Annotated in this window: 13 protein-coding genes and 2 pseudogenes; 8 read left to right on the top strand and 7 right to left on the bottom strand. The window is 70.4% G+C overall.

The features are described from left to right. The first annotated feature begins 133 nt into the window (after positions 1-133). Both QOL99_RS08490 and QOL99_RS08485 read left to right on the top strand, forming a co-directional pair. Positions 134-430, top strand: a complete 297-nt coding sequence (locus QOL99_RS08490) for a hypothetical protein (RefSeq protein WP_285522991.1) — start codon at positions 134-136, stop codon at positions 428-430. Between the two features lie 169 nt (positions 431-599). Beyond that, positions 600-1,571, top strand: coding sequence for a methyltransferase (locus QOL99_RS08485; RefSeq protein WP_285522989.1), 972 nt, complete (start codon positions 600-602; stop codon positions 1,569-1,571). Between the two features lie 110 nt (positions 1,572-1,681). Here the strand turns inward: QOL99_RS08485 and QOL99_RS08480 are convergent, their stop codons facing one another. The 4 genes from QOL99_RS08480 to QOL99_RS08465 form a co-directional block, all read right to left on the bottom strand. Continuing rightward, positions 1,682-2,044: a DoxX family protein gene (locus QOL99_RS08480; RefSeq protein WP_285522987.1), complete on the bottom strand. Its 363-nt coding sequence runs from the start codon at positions 2,042-2,044 to the stop codon at positions 1,682-1,684. Positions 2,045-2,101: 57 nt separating this feature from the next. Beyond that, the gene (gene rph / locus QOL99_RS08475; protein ID WP_285522986.1) at positions 2,102-2,833 is read right to left on the bottom strand and encodes a ribonuclease PH; all 732 of its coding nucleotides are present in this window, start codon (positions 2,831-2,833) and stop codon (positions 2,102-2,104) included. Further along, positions 2,830-3,657 (bottom strand): glutamate racemase, encoded by an 828-nt coding sequence (murI, locus tag QOL99_RS08470; RefSeq protein WP_285522984.1) that lies wholly within the window; start codon positions 3,655-3,657, stop codon positions 2,830-2,832. The genes rph and murI overlap by 4 nt, the downstream gene beginning before the upstream one ends. 90 nt (positions 3,658-3,747) lie before the next feature. Then, positions 3,748-4,974, bottom strand: coding sequence for an aminotransferase-like domain-containing protein (locus tag QOL99_RS08465; protein ID WP_285522983.1), 1,227 nt, complete (start codon positions 4,972-4,974; stop codon positions 3,748-3,750). Between the two features lie 131 nt (positions 4,975-5,105). On the opposite strand from QOL99_RS08465, the gene fba reads away from it, so the two are divergent. The 5 genes and pseudogenes from fba to QOL99_RS08445 all read left to right on the top strand — a co-directional run bounded on the left by fba (position 5,106) and on the right by QOL99_RS08445 (position 10,284). Next, positions 5,106-6,023 (top strand): class II fructose-1,6-bisphosphate aldolase, encoded by a 918-nt coding sequence (fba, locus tag QOL99_RS08460; protein WP_285522982.1) that lies wholly within the window; start codon positions 5,106-5,108, stop codon positions 6,021-6,023. 112 nt (positions 6,024-6,135) lie between these two features. Beyond that, positions 6,136-6,858 (top strand): hypothetical protein, encoded by a 723-nt coding sequence (locus QOL99_RS08455; protein ID WP_285522981.1) that lies wholly within the window; start codon positions 6,136-6,138, stop codon positions 6,856-6,858. A gap of 95 nt (positions 6,859-6,953) precedes the next feature. Next, positions 6,954-8,213 (top strand): annotated as a pseudogene (locus QOL99_RS08450) (S8 family peptidase); the annotation flags it as partial. 88 nt (positions 8,214-8,301) lie between these two features. Next, positions 8,302-9,750, top strand: a pseudogene (locus QOL99_RS17975) (peptidase S8); the annotation flags it as partial. Between the two features lie 108 nt (positions 9,751-9,858). Then, entirely contained in the window at positions 9,859-10,284 is a 426-nt protein-coding gene (locus QOL99_RS08445) for a CBS domain-containing protein (RefSeq protein ID WP_285522978.1), read from the top strand. Between the two features lie 59 nt (positions 10,285-10,343). Here the strand turns inward: QOL99_RS08445 and QOL99_RS08440 are convergent, their stop codons facing one another. The 3 genes from QOL99_RS08440 to dnaK form a co-directional block, all read right to left on the bottom strand. Beyond that, positions 10,344-11,267: a DnaJ C-terminal domain-containing protein gene (locus QOL99_RS08440; protein WP_285522977.1), complete on the bottom strand. Its 924-nt coding sequence runs from the start codon at positions 11,265-11,267 to the stop codon at positions 10,344-10,346. A gap of 85 nt (positions 11,268-11,352) precedes the next feature. Then, on the bottom strand, positions 11,353-12,006 hold the full coding sequence (locus QOL99_RS08435; protein WP_285522976.1) for a nucleotide exchange factor GrpE: 654 nt from the start codon (positions 12,004-12,006) through the stop codon (positions 11,353-11,355). A 103-nt stretch (positions 12,007-12,109) separates the two neighbouring features. After that, the gene (dnaK, locus tag QOL99_RS08430; protein ID WP_285522974.1) at positions 12,110-13,996 is read right to left on the bottom strand and encodes a molecular chaperone DnaK; all 1,887 of its coding nucleotides are present in this window, start codon (positions 13,994-13,996) and stop codon (positions 12,110-12,112) included. Between the two features lie 295 nt (positions 13,997-14,291). Between dnaK and QOL99_RS08425 the strand changes: the two genes are divergently transcribed. Then, positions 14,292-15,077, top strand: a 786-nt coding sequence (locus QOL99_RS08425) for an AAA family ATPase (protein WP_285522972.1), incomplete at its 3' end; no start/stop codon positions are given.

Below are 15,077 nucleotides of genomic sequence, written 5' to 3'. Positions count from 1 at the left end.
AAGCGCGTTCCAGACAGCCTTTTCTAAAACTGCAAGATGTCAGTTAAGTCTCGCCGGACCTGCAAGCAGGCTTACAGCCCGGGCGCCGCGAACAGGGTCAGATGGCGGAGCACCAACAAAAGGAGGCAGGAACATGAATGACCAGCTTCAGCAGACCCTTCAGGCTCTTCAGGGCGGGGTGACCAGCGTGGACGCGGGCGCCGCTGTCAGCAACATCTCGGCCTGGGAGCAGACCCTGGGCGGCGCGTCGGGCGCGGGCGGGATCACCGGTCAGCTCTCGCAGCTGCGCTCCATGCTGGAGGGTGGCGACCTCGACGGCGCGGCGGCCCTGCTGCCCGGCCTCGCCGACGCCACCGAGCAGGCGGCCTCCAGCGCCCCCGCCGCCGACCAGGACGGCCTGCGCCAGCTCGCCTCCCTGCTGCGCCCCTGAGGCCAGACCCCTTTTCTGCGGCCCAGGTCCCTCGGGATGCTGGGCCGCTTCTCGTGGGCCGCGCTGTGTCTGGTCTCGTGGGCCACTGTGTCTCTGCCCTCGTGGGCCGCTGTGTCCGGGCGGCCTTTCCTGGTTCGCCGCGCCGTCCCGGGCTAGGCTCGGACACGCCGTGCCCACGTCCCCTGCCCTCCACTTCACCCACGAGCCCCTCTCGGTGATCCTGCCCGCCCTCCGCGCCGCTCTGGCCGACGCGGGAGAGGTCGCCCTGACCGTCCCCGATCCCGATCTGGGGCTGGGCCTGTACGCGGGGGAGGCGACCGCGCACGGCCTGCACCGCCCCTGGCACACCTGGACCGATCTCGCGGACCTGCTGGGCGCCCACCTGCTGACGCCCGAGCGGGTGGGGGCGGGCCGCGTTCGCCTGCGGCTGCGGGCCTGGGCCGACGTGCCGGGGCCGGACGCCGGGGGCTACGGGGCCGGGGGCGACTGGGCGCGGGTGGACAAGCTCGAGGACCCGGTGTTTCTCCTGACGCTGGTGGAAGCGCTGCGCCGGGTCAGCCCCCCGCAGGGCGGCCGGGTCCTCGCGCTGGGGGTGAACCGGGGCCGGGAACTGGACGCGCTGGAACTGGCCTTTCCCGGCCGTGGGCTGGACGTCGTCGGCGTGGACCTGAGCGCCTCGGCCCTCGCGGCGGCGCAGGCGCGGCACCCCGGCGCGACCTTCCTCGAACTGAACGTGACCACCCTGCCCCGGCCGGAACTGGGCCGCTTCGACCTCGTCCTCGCCCTGAGCCTGCTGCAGAGTCCGGGCATCCGGCAGGACGTGCTGCTCGCGGCGCTGCGGCGGCATCACCTCACGCCGTCCGGCGGGCTGATCCTGGGCTACCCCAACGCCCGCTACCGCGACGGCTCGCTCAGCTACGGCGCGAGGCTGCGCAACTTCGCCCGGCCCGACCTCAGCCTGCTGGCCGCCGACGTGACGGAAGCCCGCCGGGGACTCCACAAGGCGGGCTTCAAGGTGTTCGTGACGGGCAAGTACGAGGTGCTGGTCACGGCGATTCCGGCAGAGGCGCGGACGCCGGGCAATCTGGAGCTGTCATCAGGCTTCCGGATGAACAGGGATGCCATAACAGGGATGCCATGACGGTAAATCCCGACCGGAGGGAGCAGGAACGGGGATGACGGGAAGGAGTGGAAGCACCGCCGCGCAGCGCGGGGGTTGGAACAGATGCTCCGGAATCCCTGTCACCGCCCTCAGCGGCGGCGGCTGCCCACCGCCAGCAGTGCCCCCAACAGCGCCAGATTCTTCAGGAACTGGTTTTGCTGCTGCTGGCGCTCGCGGCCCTCGCGGTCCCAGAAGGGGTGGCCGATCACGGTGGTCGGCACCAGGCTGATCGCCAGCGCCGCGCTCGCCGCGCGGGGGGCGATGCCCAGCGCGAGCAGCGTTCCGGCGCCCACCAGCACGGCGCTGTTGGCCTTGACTGCCAGTTCGGGCTGCGGGATTTCCGCGCCGCGCGTGGCCCGCACGATGGGCTCGGGGTTCTGGAGGTGGTCCAGTCCGTTCTTGATAAAGATGCTGGCGAGCAGCGCCCGCCCGATGGCTCCCGTCACGCTCATAGGTTCTCCTTGAATTCGCAGGCCAGTATAGAGGGGCGCGGCCCCCGGCCCCCCCGTCTAGAGCTGCCGCTCCAGCTCGCGCAGCAGCCCGCCCACGGCCTCCACCCCCGTGGTCAGCAGCCGCACGTACTCGTCCGGGGTGATGGGGCCCTCCTCGGCGCCGCCCTGCGCCTCGATGACCAGTCCGCCTTCGGTGGCGACCACGTTGAGGTCGGCCCGCGCGACCTTGTCCTCGGCATAGTCGAGGTCTACCCGCACCTCGTCGCCCACCAGACCCACGCTCACCGCGCCCACCGCGTGCACCAGCGGCCAGTCGGTCAGCGTGCCGGAGTTGATCAGGCGGTCACACAGGTCGTGCAGCGCGGCGTATCCGGCCAGCACGCTGGCGACGCGGGTGCCTCCGTCGGCGACCAGCACGTCACAGTCCACATACAGGGTCTGGTTGCGAAAGGGCCGCAGGTCGATCGAGGCCCGCAGCGCCCGCCCCAGCAGCCGCTGAATCTCGTGGCGGCGACCGTTTTGCAGGTTGCGCTCGCGGGCCTGCCGGTCGGTGGTGGCGCGGGGCAACATGGCGTACTCGGCGGTCAGCCAGCCTTCCTTTTTGCCGCGCATGTGGGGGGCGGGTTTGTCCTCGATGCTGACGGTCGCCAGGATCTCCGTGCGCCCGAGTTTCAGGTGGGCGCTGCCGGGCGCGTGGGGGTTGATGGCCCGCTCCAGCGTCATCGGCCGGGGGGTCAGGAGGTCGCGGCCCTCGCGCACGGGAAGCCGGGAGGAGGGAGAAGAGGTCAAGTCGTCACCTGCTGCACCGTGACATTGTGCCCGTCTTCGCCCGTCAAGGTGGTGATGACCGGCCGCGACGCCGCCGGGTCCCCGGTCACGAGGTAGGTGACGTGCCCGCCCCCCGCGTCCTGGCGCAGCCTCCCCAGCCCTGCCAGCACGTTCCGGGTGTGCCGCGCCACCGCCGTCCCCGAGTCCACCAGCGCGAAGGTGTCCCCGAACTCGGCCCGGATGCTGGGGGCCAGAAAGGGATAGTGGGTGCAGCCCAGCACCAGCTGGTCGGCCCCGGCCCCCGCCAGCGGCGCCAGCACCTCGCGCAGCACCGCCCGCGCCCGCTCGCCCCTCGCCTGCCCCGCCTCCACCAGCGGCACGAGTTCGGCGCTCACGGCGGTCAGCACCTGTACCCCGGCGGGCTCGGCAAAGCGGGCGATCACGTCCTTCAGGAGCGTGCCGCGCAGCGTGCCCGGAGTCGCCAGCACGCCCACCACCCCGGTGCGCGTCGCGGCCACGGCGGGCTTGACGGCGGGCACCAGGCCGATCACCGGGAAGTCCGGGCCGTACCGCTCCCGCAGGTGCGTCAGGCTGAAGGCGGAGGCTGTGTTGCACGCCACGACGACGCCCCCCGCCCGCCGGGCGTGCAGCGCCGCCACCGCCCGCGCGGTGAGGTCACGAATTTCCTCGTCGGGCCGGGCACCGATAGGCACATGGGCGGTATCCGCGAGGTACAGAAAATCCTTGCCCGGCATCGCCCGGCGCAGTTCGGCCAGCACGCTCAGGCCCCCCACTCCGGAGTCGAACACGCCCAGGGGAGCCTCGGAAGGGGTCGGCGGGGTCATCGGGGGGGATGATAGCGGGGGCCAGACGGGTGAAGAGAAGACCATGAAAAAGAGGCCCCCACGCGGAGGCCCCCTCTCCCACCCACAAGGTCAGCCCATCGCCTCCCGGAACGTCTCGGCCAGCGCCCGGACGCCGCGCTCGATCTGCTCGGGTGTGGCGCTGGAGTAGCTCAGGCGCATGGTGTTGGCCCCGCCGCCCAGCGCGAAGAAGGGGCGGCCCGGCACGTAGGCCACGCCGCGCTCCAGGGCACGCGGAAACAGTTCGGTGGTGTCCAGCCCCTGGGGCAGCGTGACCCACAGGAACATGCCGCCTTCGGGTTCGGTGAACTGCACGCCCGCCGGGAAGTGCTCGCGCAGACGGCCCACCATGTGCTGCGCCCGCTCGCCGTACGCCCGCTTCACGATCTCGATCTGGCGCGGCAGCACCTCGCCCACCAGCTCGGTGATGATCATCTGGTTGAAGATGGGCGTGTGCAGGTCGGCCCCCTGCTTGGCCTGCACCAGCTTCTCGATAATCAGGTGCGGCCCCTGCACCCAGGCGTCGCGCAGCCCCGGCACCAGCGTCTTGGAAAAGGAGCCCGAGTACAGCACGTGGTTGCGCTCGGGGTCGCCGCCCACGCGCTCCAGCCCCAGCGTGAAGAGGCTGGGCAGCGCCTCGCCGGTGAAGCGCAGCTTGCCGTAGGGGTCGTCTTCCAGCACCATCACGCCGTACTGCGCGGTCAGTTCGACCAATCGGCGGCGGCGCTCCAGGCTGAGGGTGCGCCCGGTCGGATTCTGGAAATTGGGAATCGCGTACAGCAGCTTGGCTGGGTGCGTTTTCAGCACGTCTTCCAGCGCGTCCACGTCGATGCCGTGCTCGTCGGTGGGCAGCTCCACGTAGCGCGGGCCGTAGGGCTGGAAGGATTGCAGCGCCCCCAGGTAGGTCGGTGCCTCGACCAGCACCACGTCGCCCTCGTCGATCAGGATCTTGCCCAGCAGGTCCAGCCCCTGCTGGCTCCCGGTCACGATCTGCACGTGCCCCGGCGTCAGGCCGGGCGTCTGGGCGGCGATCCACTCGCGCAGGGGAAGGTGGCCCTCGGTCGTTCCGTACTGCACGGCGGCGGGGCCGTGGCGGTCGAGCACTGCGTTCGCCGCCGCCCGGATCGCGTCCAGCGGAAACAGCTCGGGAGCAGGCAGCCCCCCCGCGAACGAGATGATCTCGGGGCGCTGCGTGAGCTTGAGCAGTTCGCGGATGGCGCTGGCGCTCATGCGCCCGGCGCGGGCCGAGAGCCGGGCCGCGAAGTCCTCGCCGGGCCGCGTGGGAAGGGTGGAGGTCATGGATCCATCCTACCGCTGCCCGCCCCCGCCGCTTGCAGGTGTCCGGGGACACCGGACCCGGCCGGGTTAGGATGACAGAGCACATTCCGGCCCACCAGACCCACCCGGCAGGGCCCACCCAAGGAGGACACATGCTCGTCACCGGCAACGACATTCTGGTTCCCGCCCGCGCGGGGCGCTACGGCGTTCCCTCGTTCAACACCAACAACATGGAGATCACCCAGGCGATCATCCACACCGCAGAGCGGCTGCGCTCCCCCGTGATGGTCCAGATGTCCGAGGGCGCGATCAAGTACGGCGGCCAGGACCTCGCCAACATCGTCAAGGACATCGCGGGGCGGGCGACCATTCCCGTCGCCCTGCACCTCGACCACGGCTCCTCCTACGAATCGGCGCTGAAGGCGATCAAGATGGGCTTCACGTCCGTCATGATCGACGCCTCGCACCACCCCTTTGAGGAGAACGTCCGGGAAACCCGCCGCGTCGTCGAAGCCGCGCACGCGATGGGCATCAGCGTGGAGGCCGAACTCGGGCGCTTGGGCGGCATCGAGGAGCACATCGTCGTGGATGAAAAGGACGCCTTCCTGACCGACCCCGAGGAAGCCGTGCAGTTTATCGAGCAGACGGGCACCGATTACCTTGCCATCGCCATCGGCACCTCGCACGGGGCGTACAAGGGCAAGGGCCGTCCCTACATCGACCACGCCCGCATCGAGAAGATCGCGCAGCTCACGACCATCCCGCTCGTCGCGCACGGGTCCTCCGGCGTTCCGGCCGAGATCGTGGGGCGCTTCCGGGCCTCGGGCGGCGAGATCGGGGACGCGGCGGGCATCGCGGACGAGGACCTTCAGCGGGCGACGGGGCACGGCATCGCCAAGGTCAACGTGGACACCGACCTGCGCCTTGCCAGCACGGTCGCCATCCGCGAGGTGCTTCAGCAAAACCCCAAGGAATTCGATCCCCGCAAGGTCTTTGGCCCCGCCCGCGACCTGATGGGCCAGATCGTGGAGCACAAGCTGCGGGTGCTGGGCAGCGTGGGCAAGGCCTGATCCCTCTGGGCCTCGTCCGGCGCGGCTGACGTCTGTCTGACGACCGCCCGGGGCCGGATGAGGCGCAGTCGGGGGGCAATTCTCACCCTGGGCGCGTATGCTCCGCCGTGGCATGCACGCCCTTCGCCTTTCCCTGATGCTGCTGGTCCTGGGCAGCGCGACCCTGGCTCCGGTCCATGTTCAGGCCGCGCCTGCCGGGACCACGCTGCCGGGCGGGTGGCTGACCCGGTTGGTGGGCCTGCTGCCGCAGCCGGGCCAGAGTGCCCAGCTGATGGGATGGCAGGCCAGCCGACTGATCGTGACCCTGCCGGTCCGGGTCGCGGAGATGGGCGGCGACCGCGAGGCGCTGCGGACGATCATGAGCAAGTACCAGCGCGGCGAGAAGCCTGCCTATGACCCCCGGCTGGGCATCAGCCGCGCCGAGTTCGAGGGGTACGTGCTGTTCGAGCCCGCGCTGTCAGCGATCAACAAGCGGGTCAAGTTGCCCGTGACCCGCGAGGGCAGTCGCCTGCGCTTCGGGGACACGGCGGGCCTGGACGGGGTGCTGCGCGGCCTGGAGATCGACCTGCTGACCGGCGAGTTGCGGGCCCCCGAGGGATTTTCCGGCAAGCCGCAGGCGTTCGTGCCCGGCAACGCGCAGGAACGGGCGCTCGACGTGCAGAGCGGGTTCGAGTGGACCCTGCGCGGCAACAACCCCTACACGCAAAACGGTATCAATCTGAACGTGCAGTTGCTGTCCCTGAGAGGAGGGCAGACGGTCCTGAGCGTTCGCCGGTTCAGCATGATGCGCGGCGCTACCAGCGACGGCCAGGTGATCTTGCAGTACGCCCGCTAGGCGCCCCCGGCGACTGACCCGCCCCTGACGCCGCCTCAAGACTTCCTCATCTGGGCTTCAGGGGACGTCACGGGGGGGCCGTTAGGCTGCCGGGTATGACCAAGACCAAGGCCACCTTGCTGCTCGGCGCCGCCCTGACGCTGGGCAGCGCCAGCCTCGCCGAGGCTGGAACGATCTCGCCCTCGCTGCTGCAGCGGGCGCAGCGCGGCGACCAGACCCCCACCGGCGTGATCGTCCGCTTCAAGTTCAGCAACACCGACCGGGGCCGGGCGCTGTTCAAGAGTTCGCGCCAGCAGCTTCAGGCGCGGCTCGCGCAGCTGGGTCCCGCCGCCGGGTTTATCAACCAGGCCGTCAACTCGGGCCGGGTCACCCAGCTGTGGCTCGACCAGAGCATCTTCCTGCCGCTGACCCCGGTGCAGGCGCGGGCGCTCGCGGCCCTCCCCTTCGTGGACGCCGTCTTCGAGAACTTCAAGGTCCAGATTCCCCGTGCGGTGGCCCTCAGTGCGGCCTCGGCGCCCAGCGGCACGCCGTGGCACCTCCAGAAGATCGGAGCCCCCCAGGCGTGGGCCTCGGGCTTCCGGGGGCAGAACATCCGGGTCGGGCATCTCGACAGCGGCATCGACCCCAACCATCCCGAGTACGCGGGCCGCATCGCCGCCTTCGCGGAGTTCAACGCGGAAGGTGACCGCATCGGCACCACTCCGCGCGACACCACCAACCACGGCACCCACACGGCGGGACTGATCGCGGGTAAGACGGTCGGCGTGGCTCCCGATGCCCGGCTGATCAGTGCGCTGGTCCTGCCCAACAACGAGGGCACCTTCGCGCAGGTGATCGCGGGGATGCAGTACGTGCTGGACCCCGACAACAACGCCGATACCAACGACGGCGCTCAGGTCGTGAACATGAGCCTGGGGATTCCCGGCACCTACGACGAGTTCATCGTGCCGGTCCAGAACATGCTCAAGGCGGGCGTGGCCCCGGTGTTCGCGATCGGGAACTTCGGCCCGACCTCGGCCAGCACGGGCAGCCCCGGCAACCTCCCCGACGCCATCGGGGTGGGCGCGGTGGACCAGAACGGGCAGGTCGCGTCCTTCAGCAGCCGGGGCCCGGTCGCGTGGCAGGGCCAGATCAACGGCGTCTTTGTCAAGCCCGACATCGCCGCCCCCGGTGTGGCGATCACCAGCTCGTTTCCGAACGGGCAGTACGGGGCGCTGAGCGGCAGCTCCCAGGCCAGCCCCATCGCGGCGGGCGCGGTCGCCCTGATGCTCTCGGCCAGGCCGGGCACGGGCGTGGACGCGGTCAAGAACGCGCTGTACACCTCGGCCAGCAACGCGGGCAGCAAGAACAACAACGTCGGCTACGGCCTGATCAGCGTCCCCGGTGCCCTGAGCAAGCTGGGCGTGACGGCGGGCGCTCCGGCCCCGGCTCCGGCACCCGCNCAGCCCCATCGCGGCGGGCGCGGTCGCCCTGATGCTCTCGGCCAGGCCGGGCACGGGCGTGGACGCGGTCAAGAACGCGCTGTACACCTCGGCCAGCAACGCGGGCAGCAAGAACAACAACGTCGGCTACGGCCTGATCAGCGTCCCCGGTGCCCTGAGCAAGCTGGGCGTGACGGCGGGCGCTCCGGCCCCGGCTCCGGCACCCGCCCCCACTCCGGCGCCGACGCCCGCGCCTACCCCCGCCCCGACCCCGGCACCCACGCCCACTCCGGCTCCGACTCCTGCGCCGACTCCGGCACCCACCCCAGCACCCACCCCAGCCCCGGCTCCCGCTCCGGCCAACCCCACGGGTCCGGCGGGCTTCGAGTTGTGCGCGGTGGAGGGCAGCTTCTGCGATTTCAAGGGCCAGCGCGAGGCGGCGTTCGGCACGGCCGGGCGCTACCTGACGGGCATCGGCACCGACGGCTTCAACTGCACGGTGGCCGAGTGGGGCAGTGACCCTGCTCCCGGCGTCCGCAAGGGCTGCTTCATCAAGCCGGTGGCCGGTCAGCCTGCTCCGGCCCCCGCTCCCGCGCCCGCCCCGGCCCCCACGCCCACGCCGCCCGCCAGCGGCGCCAAGCCCCGCGTCCTGCTCGTGGACGACGACATGGGCCAGGGAGCTGACGTGACGGCGGCGCTGCGCGACGCGGTCAAGGCGAACGCGGCCGCGAACGGCGCCTTCGTGTGGAACACCCAGACCCAGGGCGCCGTCCCCCTCTCCGAGATGCAGCGGGTGAACGTCGTGATCTGGGCGACGGGCGAGCAGTACCAGAACACCATCACCGCCCAGGACCAGAACACCCTGCGCCAGTACCTCGCGGGTGGGGGGCGCCTGCTCGTGACCGGGCAGGACATCGGCTACGACATCGGCGGCAGCGCCTTTTACACGGCGACCCTCAAGACCCGCTTCGTGGCGGACAGCTCGGGCAACCCCCGCTTCGTGACGCGCGGCGCCTTCGGCAACACCGCCTTTACCCTCAACGCGGCGGGCAGCGCGGGCAACCAGTACTACCCCGACGTGATCGCGGACCTCAGCGGCTCGCAGGTGGTCGCCTCGTGGGGCAGCGCGAACGCCACAGCGGGCACCATCACCGCCCAGAGCATCCGGGTGGACCCCAACACCGCCCGCGCCGGGCAGAAGGTGCAGGACCCGCGTGGACTGGTCGAGCGCCTGGCCGCCAACCTGATCGGCGGCATCCTGGGCCAGATCTTCGGCAGCCAGCCGCAGGCCCAGGCCCAGACGCCCGCGCCGCGCGTGTCGGCCCAGAACGCGGCCGAGAACGCCGGGTCCATCGTCGCCAACGACGCGGGCGCCTACCGCACCGTCAACATGGGCTTCGGGCTCGAGGGCCTGACCCCCCAGAGCCGCGCCCTGCTGATGAAGACGAGCTTCGACTGGCTGATGCGCTGAGCTGCGAGTCAGGCAAGGGGGGAGAGGGCCACGCGCCTTCTCCTCTTCTTTTGGCCTCTTTAGCGACTTCCCACCGGACCCGGCGCTGCGGCGGGGTAAGGTTCCCCCATGCCGACCCTCCGAGAGATCATGACGCCCAGCCCCGTGACCGTGGACCCGCAGGCCACCCTCAAGGAAGTCGCCACCCTGATGCTCGAACAGGACATCGGGGCCGTGCTGGTGATGGACGGCGATCACCCCAGCGGGATCATCACCGACCGCGACATCGTGGTCCGGGCGGTCGCCTACGGCCACGATTCCGGGACCGCCGTGACCGACTACACCACCGGGAGCGTCTTCACGATGGACGCCGACACCGACGTGCAGGAGGCCGCCCGTGAGATGGCCGACCGCCAGCTGCGGCGCCTCCCGGTGACCGACGGCGGCAAGATCGCTGGGATGGTCAGCCTCGGGGACCTCGCCGTCCGGACAGGCGGGAGCGCCGACGAGACGGCCCTGCAAGGGGTCAGCCAGCCCAGCGCCGATCCCCAGTAACACGCACAAGCGAGAGGGCCGCCCCGTTCAACTGGGCGGCTCTCTCGCTGTGGAGGCGGTTATGAACGAAGGTCGCGCAGCTTGCCGTACAGCTCCCGCTCCTCGTCGCTGAGGTCGCGCGGCACGGTCAGGTTGAGCCGGGCGTACAGGTCGCCCCGCGTGCCGTCCCGCCGGGGCCAGCCCTGTCCCCGCAGGCGCATCCGGCGGCCCCCGCTGCTGCTGGGCGGCACGGTAAGGGTCACGTTGCCCCCCAGCGTGGGCACGGTGACGGGGCCTCCCAGCGCCGCGACGGGGGCGGGCACATCCACCGTGGTGACGAGGTCGTCGCCCTCCAGGTCGAAGCGGGCGTCTTCCAGCACCCGGATGGTGAGCAGCACGTCGCCTCCCCCCGGAGCCTGACCCGCCAGCCGCAGCCGGGAGCCGTCGCGCGTTCCAGCCGGGACCCGCAGCGCGAGGCGCTTGCCGTCCACGTTGATGACCTCGTCCGACCCGGCGAAGGCTTCTTGCAGAGTCACCTGCAACTCGCCCTCCACGTTCTGCACGAAGCGCCGCCCCTGGGTGCCGCCGATGCCGCCCAGCAGGTCGTCGAGGTTGACCTGCTGCCCGCCGCCCGGAAAGCCTCCCGCGCCCCCCTGGAAGCCGCCGCCCCGCCGCCCCCCCATCCCGAACAGCCCCTGGAAGAAATCGCTGAACTGCGAGGGATCGAAGCCCGCGAAGTCGCCGCCCTGGAAGTTGCCCGCGTCGCCGTAGCCCGGCGGCACCTGCCCGGTGTGCCCGAACTGGTCGTAGAGCTTGCGCTTTTCGGGATCGGAGAGCACCGCGTAGGCTTCCCCGATCTCCTTGAAGCGGTCGGCGGCCTTCCCGTCTCCCTGGTTCTTGTCGGGGTGGTAGGTCTTGGCGAGCTTGCGGTACGCGCTCTTGATGTCCGCGTCCGAGGCGCCGCGCGTGACGCCGAGGACGTTGTAGTAATCCTTGTAGGCCATGGGGCGCCTCCAGCGTTCAGGTGTTCAGCGGCCAGCCGCCAGCGAGAATGGCGTCGTCAAGGGCTGGAAGCTGACCACCGGGTGCTCACTGCTTCTTGCCGACCACCACCCGCGCGGGCCGCACCGAGCGGTCGCCCATGCGGAAGCCCAGCTGGTAAACCTGCACGATCACGTCGTCCTCGTCGGCGGGCACCACCTGAATCGCCTCGTGCCAGCGGGGATCGAACACCTCGCCCTCGCGTCCGGTGGCCTCCAGCCCCAGCCCGCCGAAGACCAGCAGCACCTTGCTCTGCACGGCCTGCATGCCGGGAATCAGCTGGGCGGGGTCGCCCGCGCCCATGCTCAGCGCCCGGTCGAGGTCGTCGTAGACGGGCATCAGGGCCTCGGCCGCCCTCGCCACACCCTGTCCCTGGGCCGCCTCCACGTCCTCCTGGGTGCGGCGGCGGTAGCCCTCGAAGTCGGCGGCGAGGCGCCCGAGCTTGCCGCGCAGGTCCGCATTCTCCTTTTCCAGCTCGTCGGCCCGCCCCAGCTTGCCCATCATCTCCTGCACCTGGGCGAACATGCCCTCGTCCATGCCGGGGAATCCGGCAGCGTCAAGGTCCTCTTCGAGGTTGTCCGTCTCGGCGCCCGGGAGGTCGGTGTCGACTTCGGTGCCCGTGTCGGCGTCCAGGGTCTTCTTGCGGTCCTGGGTGCCCTGCTCGGGCTGCGGTGTGGTCTGGTTCTGATCGTCCTGGGTCATGGGGGTCCCCCGTCTGCGAAACATGCGGTGAAGATAGGGGAGAGGGGCCGGTCAGCCGTCCTCTCCCCCCTCGGTGTGCGGTCTGTGCGGAGTGGAAGGTCGCTCAGTCGGCGGGCTTGAAGTCCGCGTCGATCACGTCGTCGTCCTGCTTGGGGGCCTGGGGTCCGGTCTCGGTGCCCTGGGCCTGCCCGCCCTGCTGCGCGGCGGTCATGAAGCCCCGGAGTTCTTCCTCCAGCCGCTTCTGGGCGGCCTCGATGCGGGCGTCGTCGTCGAGGCGCACGGCTTCCTCGGCCTCGTCGGCAGCGGCCTTGAGGCTGCTCCTGGCGTCCTCGCTGGCCCCGGCGTTCTCGTCAAGCTGCGTCATGGCCTGCACCCGCAGCGAGTCGAGGTTGTTGCGCTTCTCGACCCGTTCGCGGCGCTGGCGGTCGGCCTCGGCGTTCTGCTCGGCCTCCTGCACCATCTTCTCCACGTCGCTCTTGTCGAGGGTGGTGGTGTTCTCGATGCGGATCGACGCTTCCTTGCCGCTGGTCTTTTCCCTGGCGGTCACGTGCAGGATGCCGTTGGCGTCGATGTCGAAGGTCACCTCGATCTGCGGGCGTCCGGCGGGCATGGGCGGAATGCCCTCGAGCTTGAAGCGGCCGAGAGACTTGTTGTCGCTCGCCATCGGGCGCTCGCCCTGCAGCACGTTGATCTCCACGCCCGGCTGGTTGTTCTCGGCGGTGGTGTAGATCTCGGTCTTCTTGGCGGGCACGGTGGTGTTGCGGGTGATCATCGGGGCGATCATGCCGCCCTTGACCTCCACGCCCATCGTCAGCGGCGTCACGTCGACCAGCACGATGTCCCCGAGGGAAGCGTCGCCCTGGATGATGCCCGCCTGCACCGCCGCGCCGAGGGCCACGGCCTCGTCGGGGTTGACCGACTCGTTGGGCGTCTTGCCAATCAGGTCCTGCACGATGCGCTTGACCGCCGGGATGCGGGTCGAGCCGCCGACCAGAATCACCTCGTCGATCTGCGCGGCACTCAGCTTGGCGTCCGCGAGGGCCTGCTCGACCGGCTGGCGTACGCGGCGCAGCAGGTCGGCGGTCAGCTCCTCGAACTTGGCGCGGCTGAGGCTGCGCTCGAGGTGCAGCGGGGTGCGCGTCTCGGGGTCGAAGGTGATGAAGGGCAGGCTGATGGTGGTCTCGGAGGCGTTCGACAGCTCGATCTTGGCCTTCTCGGAGGCTTCGATCAGGCGCTGGAGGGCCTGGGGGTCCTTGCGCAGGTCGAAGTTGTGCTCCCGCTCAAACTCGCCCGCCAGCCAGCCCACGAGACGCTGGTCGAAGTCCGCGCCGCCGAGGTGCGTGTCGCCGGAGGTGGACTTGACCTCGAAGACGCCGTCGCCGAGTTCGAGGATGGTCACGTCGAAGGTGCCGCCCCCGAGGTCGAACACCAGCACCGTCTCGTTGCCCTTGCGCTCCAGCCCGTAGGCGAGCGCGGCGGCGGTGGGCTCGTTGATCACGCGCAGCACGTTCAGGCCCGCGATCTCGCCCGCCTGCTTGGTGGCCTCGCGCTGCGAGTTGTCGAAGTAGGCGGGCACGGTGATCACCACGTCGCGGATCTTCTCGCCCAGCTTGGCTGAGGCGTCCTGCACCAGCTTGCGCAGCACCTCCGCGCTGACCTGCTCGGGGGCGAGGTCCTGACCGTTCACCTCGATGCGCACCGACCCGCCGGGACCTTCCTTGACGGTGAAGGGGCTGCGGGCCGCTTCCTCCTTGACCTCGTCCCAGCGGCGGCCGATAAAGCGCTTGGCCTCGAAGATGGTGGCGCGGGGGTTCAGCGCGGCCTGACGGCGGGCGATCTGCCCGACCAGGCGCTCGTCGCCCTTGTACGCCACGACCGAGGGGGTGGTGCGGGCGCCCTCGGCATTGACGATCACTTCCGGGCGGCCACCTTCCATGACCGAGATGACGCTGTTGGTGGTACCGAGGTCGATTCCGACGGCTTTGGGCATGGTGTCTCCTTGGAGGTCAACCCTTCTGGGAAGGGAAATTGAGGGAGTCAGACGTAAGATTCTGCTGCCCAGCGGACAGCAGTTCTGAACTGCGCACAGCATAAGGCTACAGTTGGAAGCTGTCAATAGACTTGAGTGGACCACGCTCAACTCGGCCAACTCTCCCGTTCAGTCACATCGCCGGTTTCCTTCCAGAGTTTCCCGGGCGCATCGGCCTACACTGGGGCATGACACAGGGCCGGAGGGTACAGGGCCGCATAGGACCAGGACGGGCCCGGGGGCAGGGGGCACGCGGGTGAAACGCGGCGCCTGGGGCTGGGGACTGGCGGCGGGCGTGGGGGCGCTGCTGCTGGTGATCGCCGTGCTGAGTCCCCGCAGCCGCCCGGACGAACTGGGGCTGAACGAGTTCACGGCGGCGCTGCGGGCGGGCGAGGTCCAGACGCTCACCGTGCAGATTCAGAACAACACCGCCCTGCTGACGGGTCGGCTGGCGGACCAGCAACGGTTCGAGACCCGCACCCTGGCCGCCGACCCCCTGATCGCGCTGCCCCGGCTGGAAGCGGCGGGCGTGGAGGTCACCTACGCCGCGCCCCCGCGCCTGAGTGTGATCACCCTGGTGAGCGGCCTGCTCACCGGCTTGCTGATCGTGGCGCTGCTGGTGCTGCTGTTTCGCCGACCCGGGGGTGGGGAGGGCGCGGCGGGCAACTTCGGGAAGTCGAAGGCGGCGGTGATCAGCGAGGGGCAGATCAAGCTGACCTTCGCCGACGTCGCGGGCTGCGACGAGGCCAAACAGGACCTGCAGGAAGTCGTCGACTTCCTGCGCCACCCCGAGCGTTACCACCAGCTCGGCGCCCGCATCCCCCACGGTGTCCTGCTGGTCGGCCCCCCCGGTTCCGGCAAGACCCTGCTCGCCAAGGCGGTCGCGGGCGAAGCCCGCGTCCCCTACTTCTCCATCTCCGGCAGCGACTTCGTCGAGATGTTCGTCGGTGTCGGCGCCGCCCGCGTCCGCGACCTGTTCGAGCAGGCCCGCAAGTCGGCCCCCTGCATCGTCTTTATCGACGAGATCGACGCCGTCGGGAGA

Source organism: Deinococcus rhizophilus, from assembly GCF_030271215.1.
Classification (GTDB): domain Bacteria; phylum Deinococcota; class Deinococci; order Deinococcales; family Deinococcaceae; genus Deinococcus; species Deinococcus rhizophilus.
This window is presented reverse-complemented; position numbering and strand designations above follow the sequence as displayed.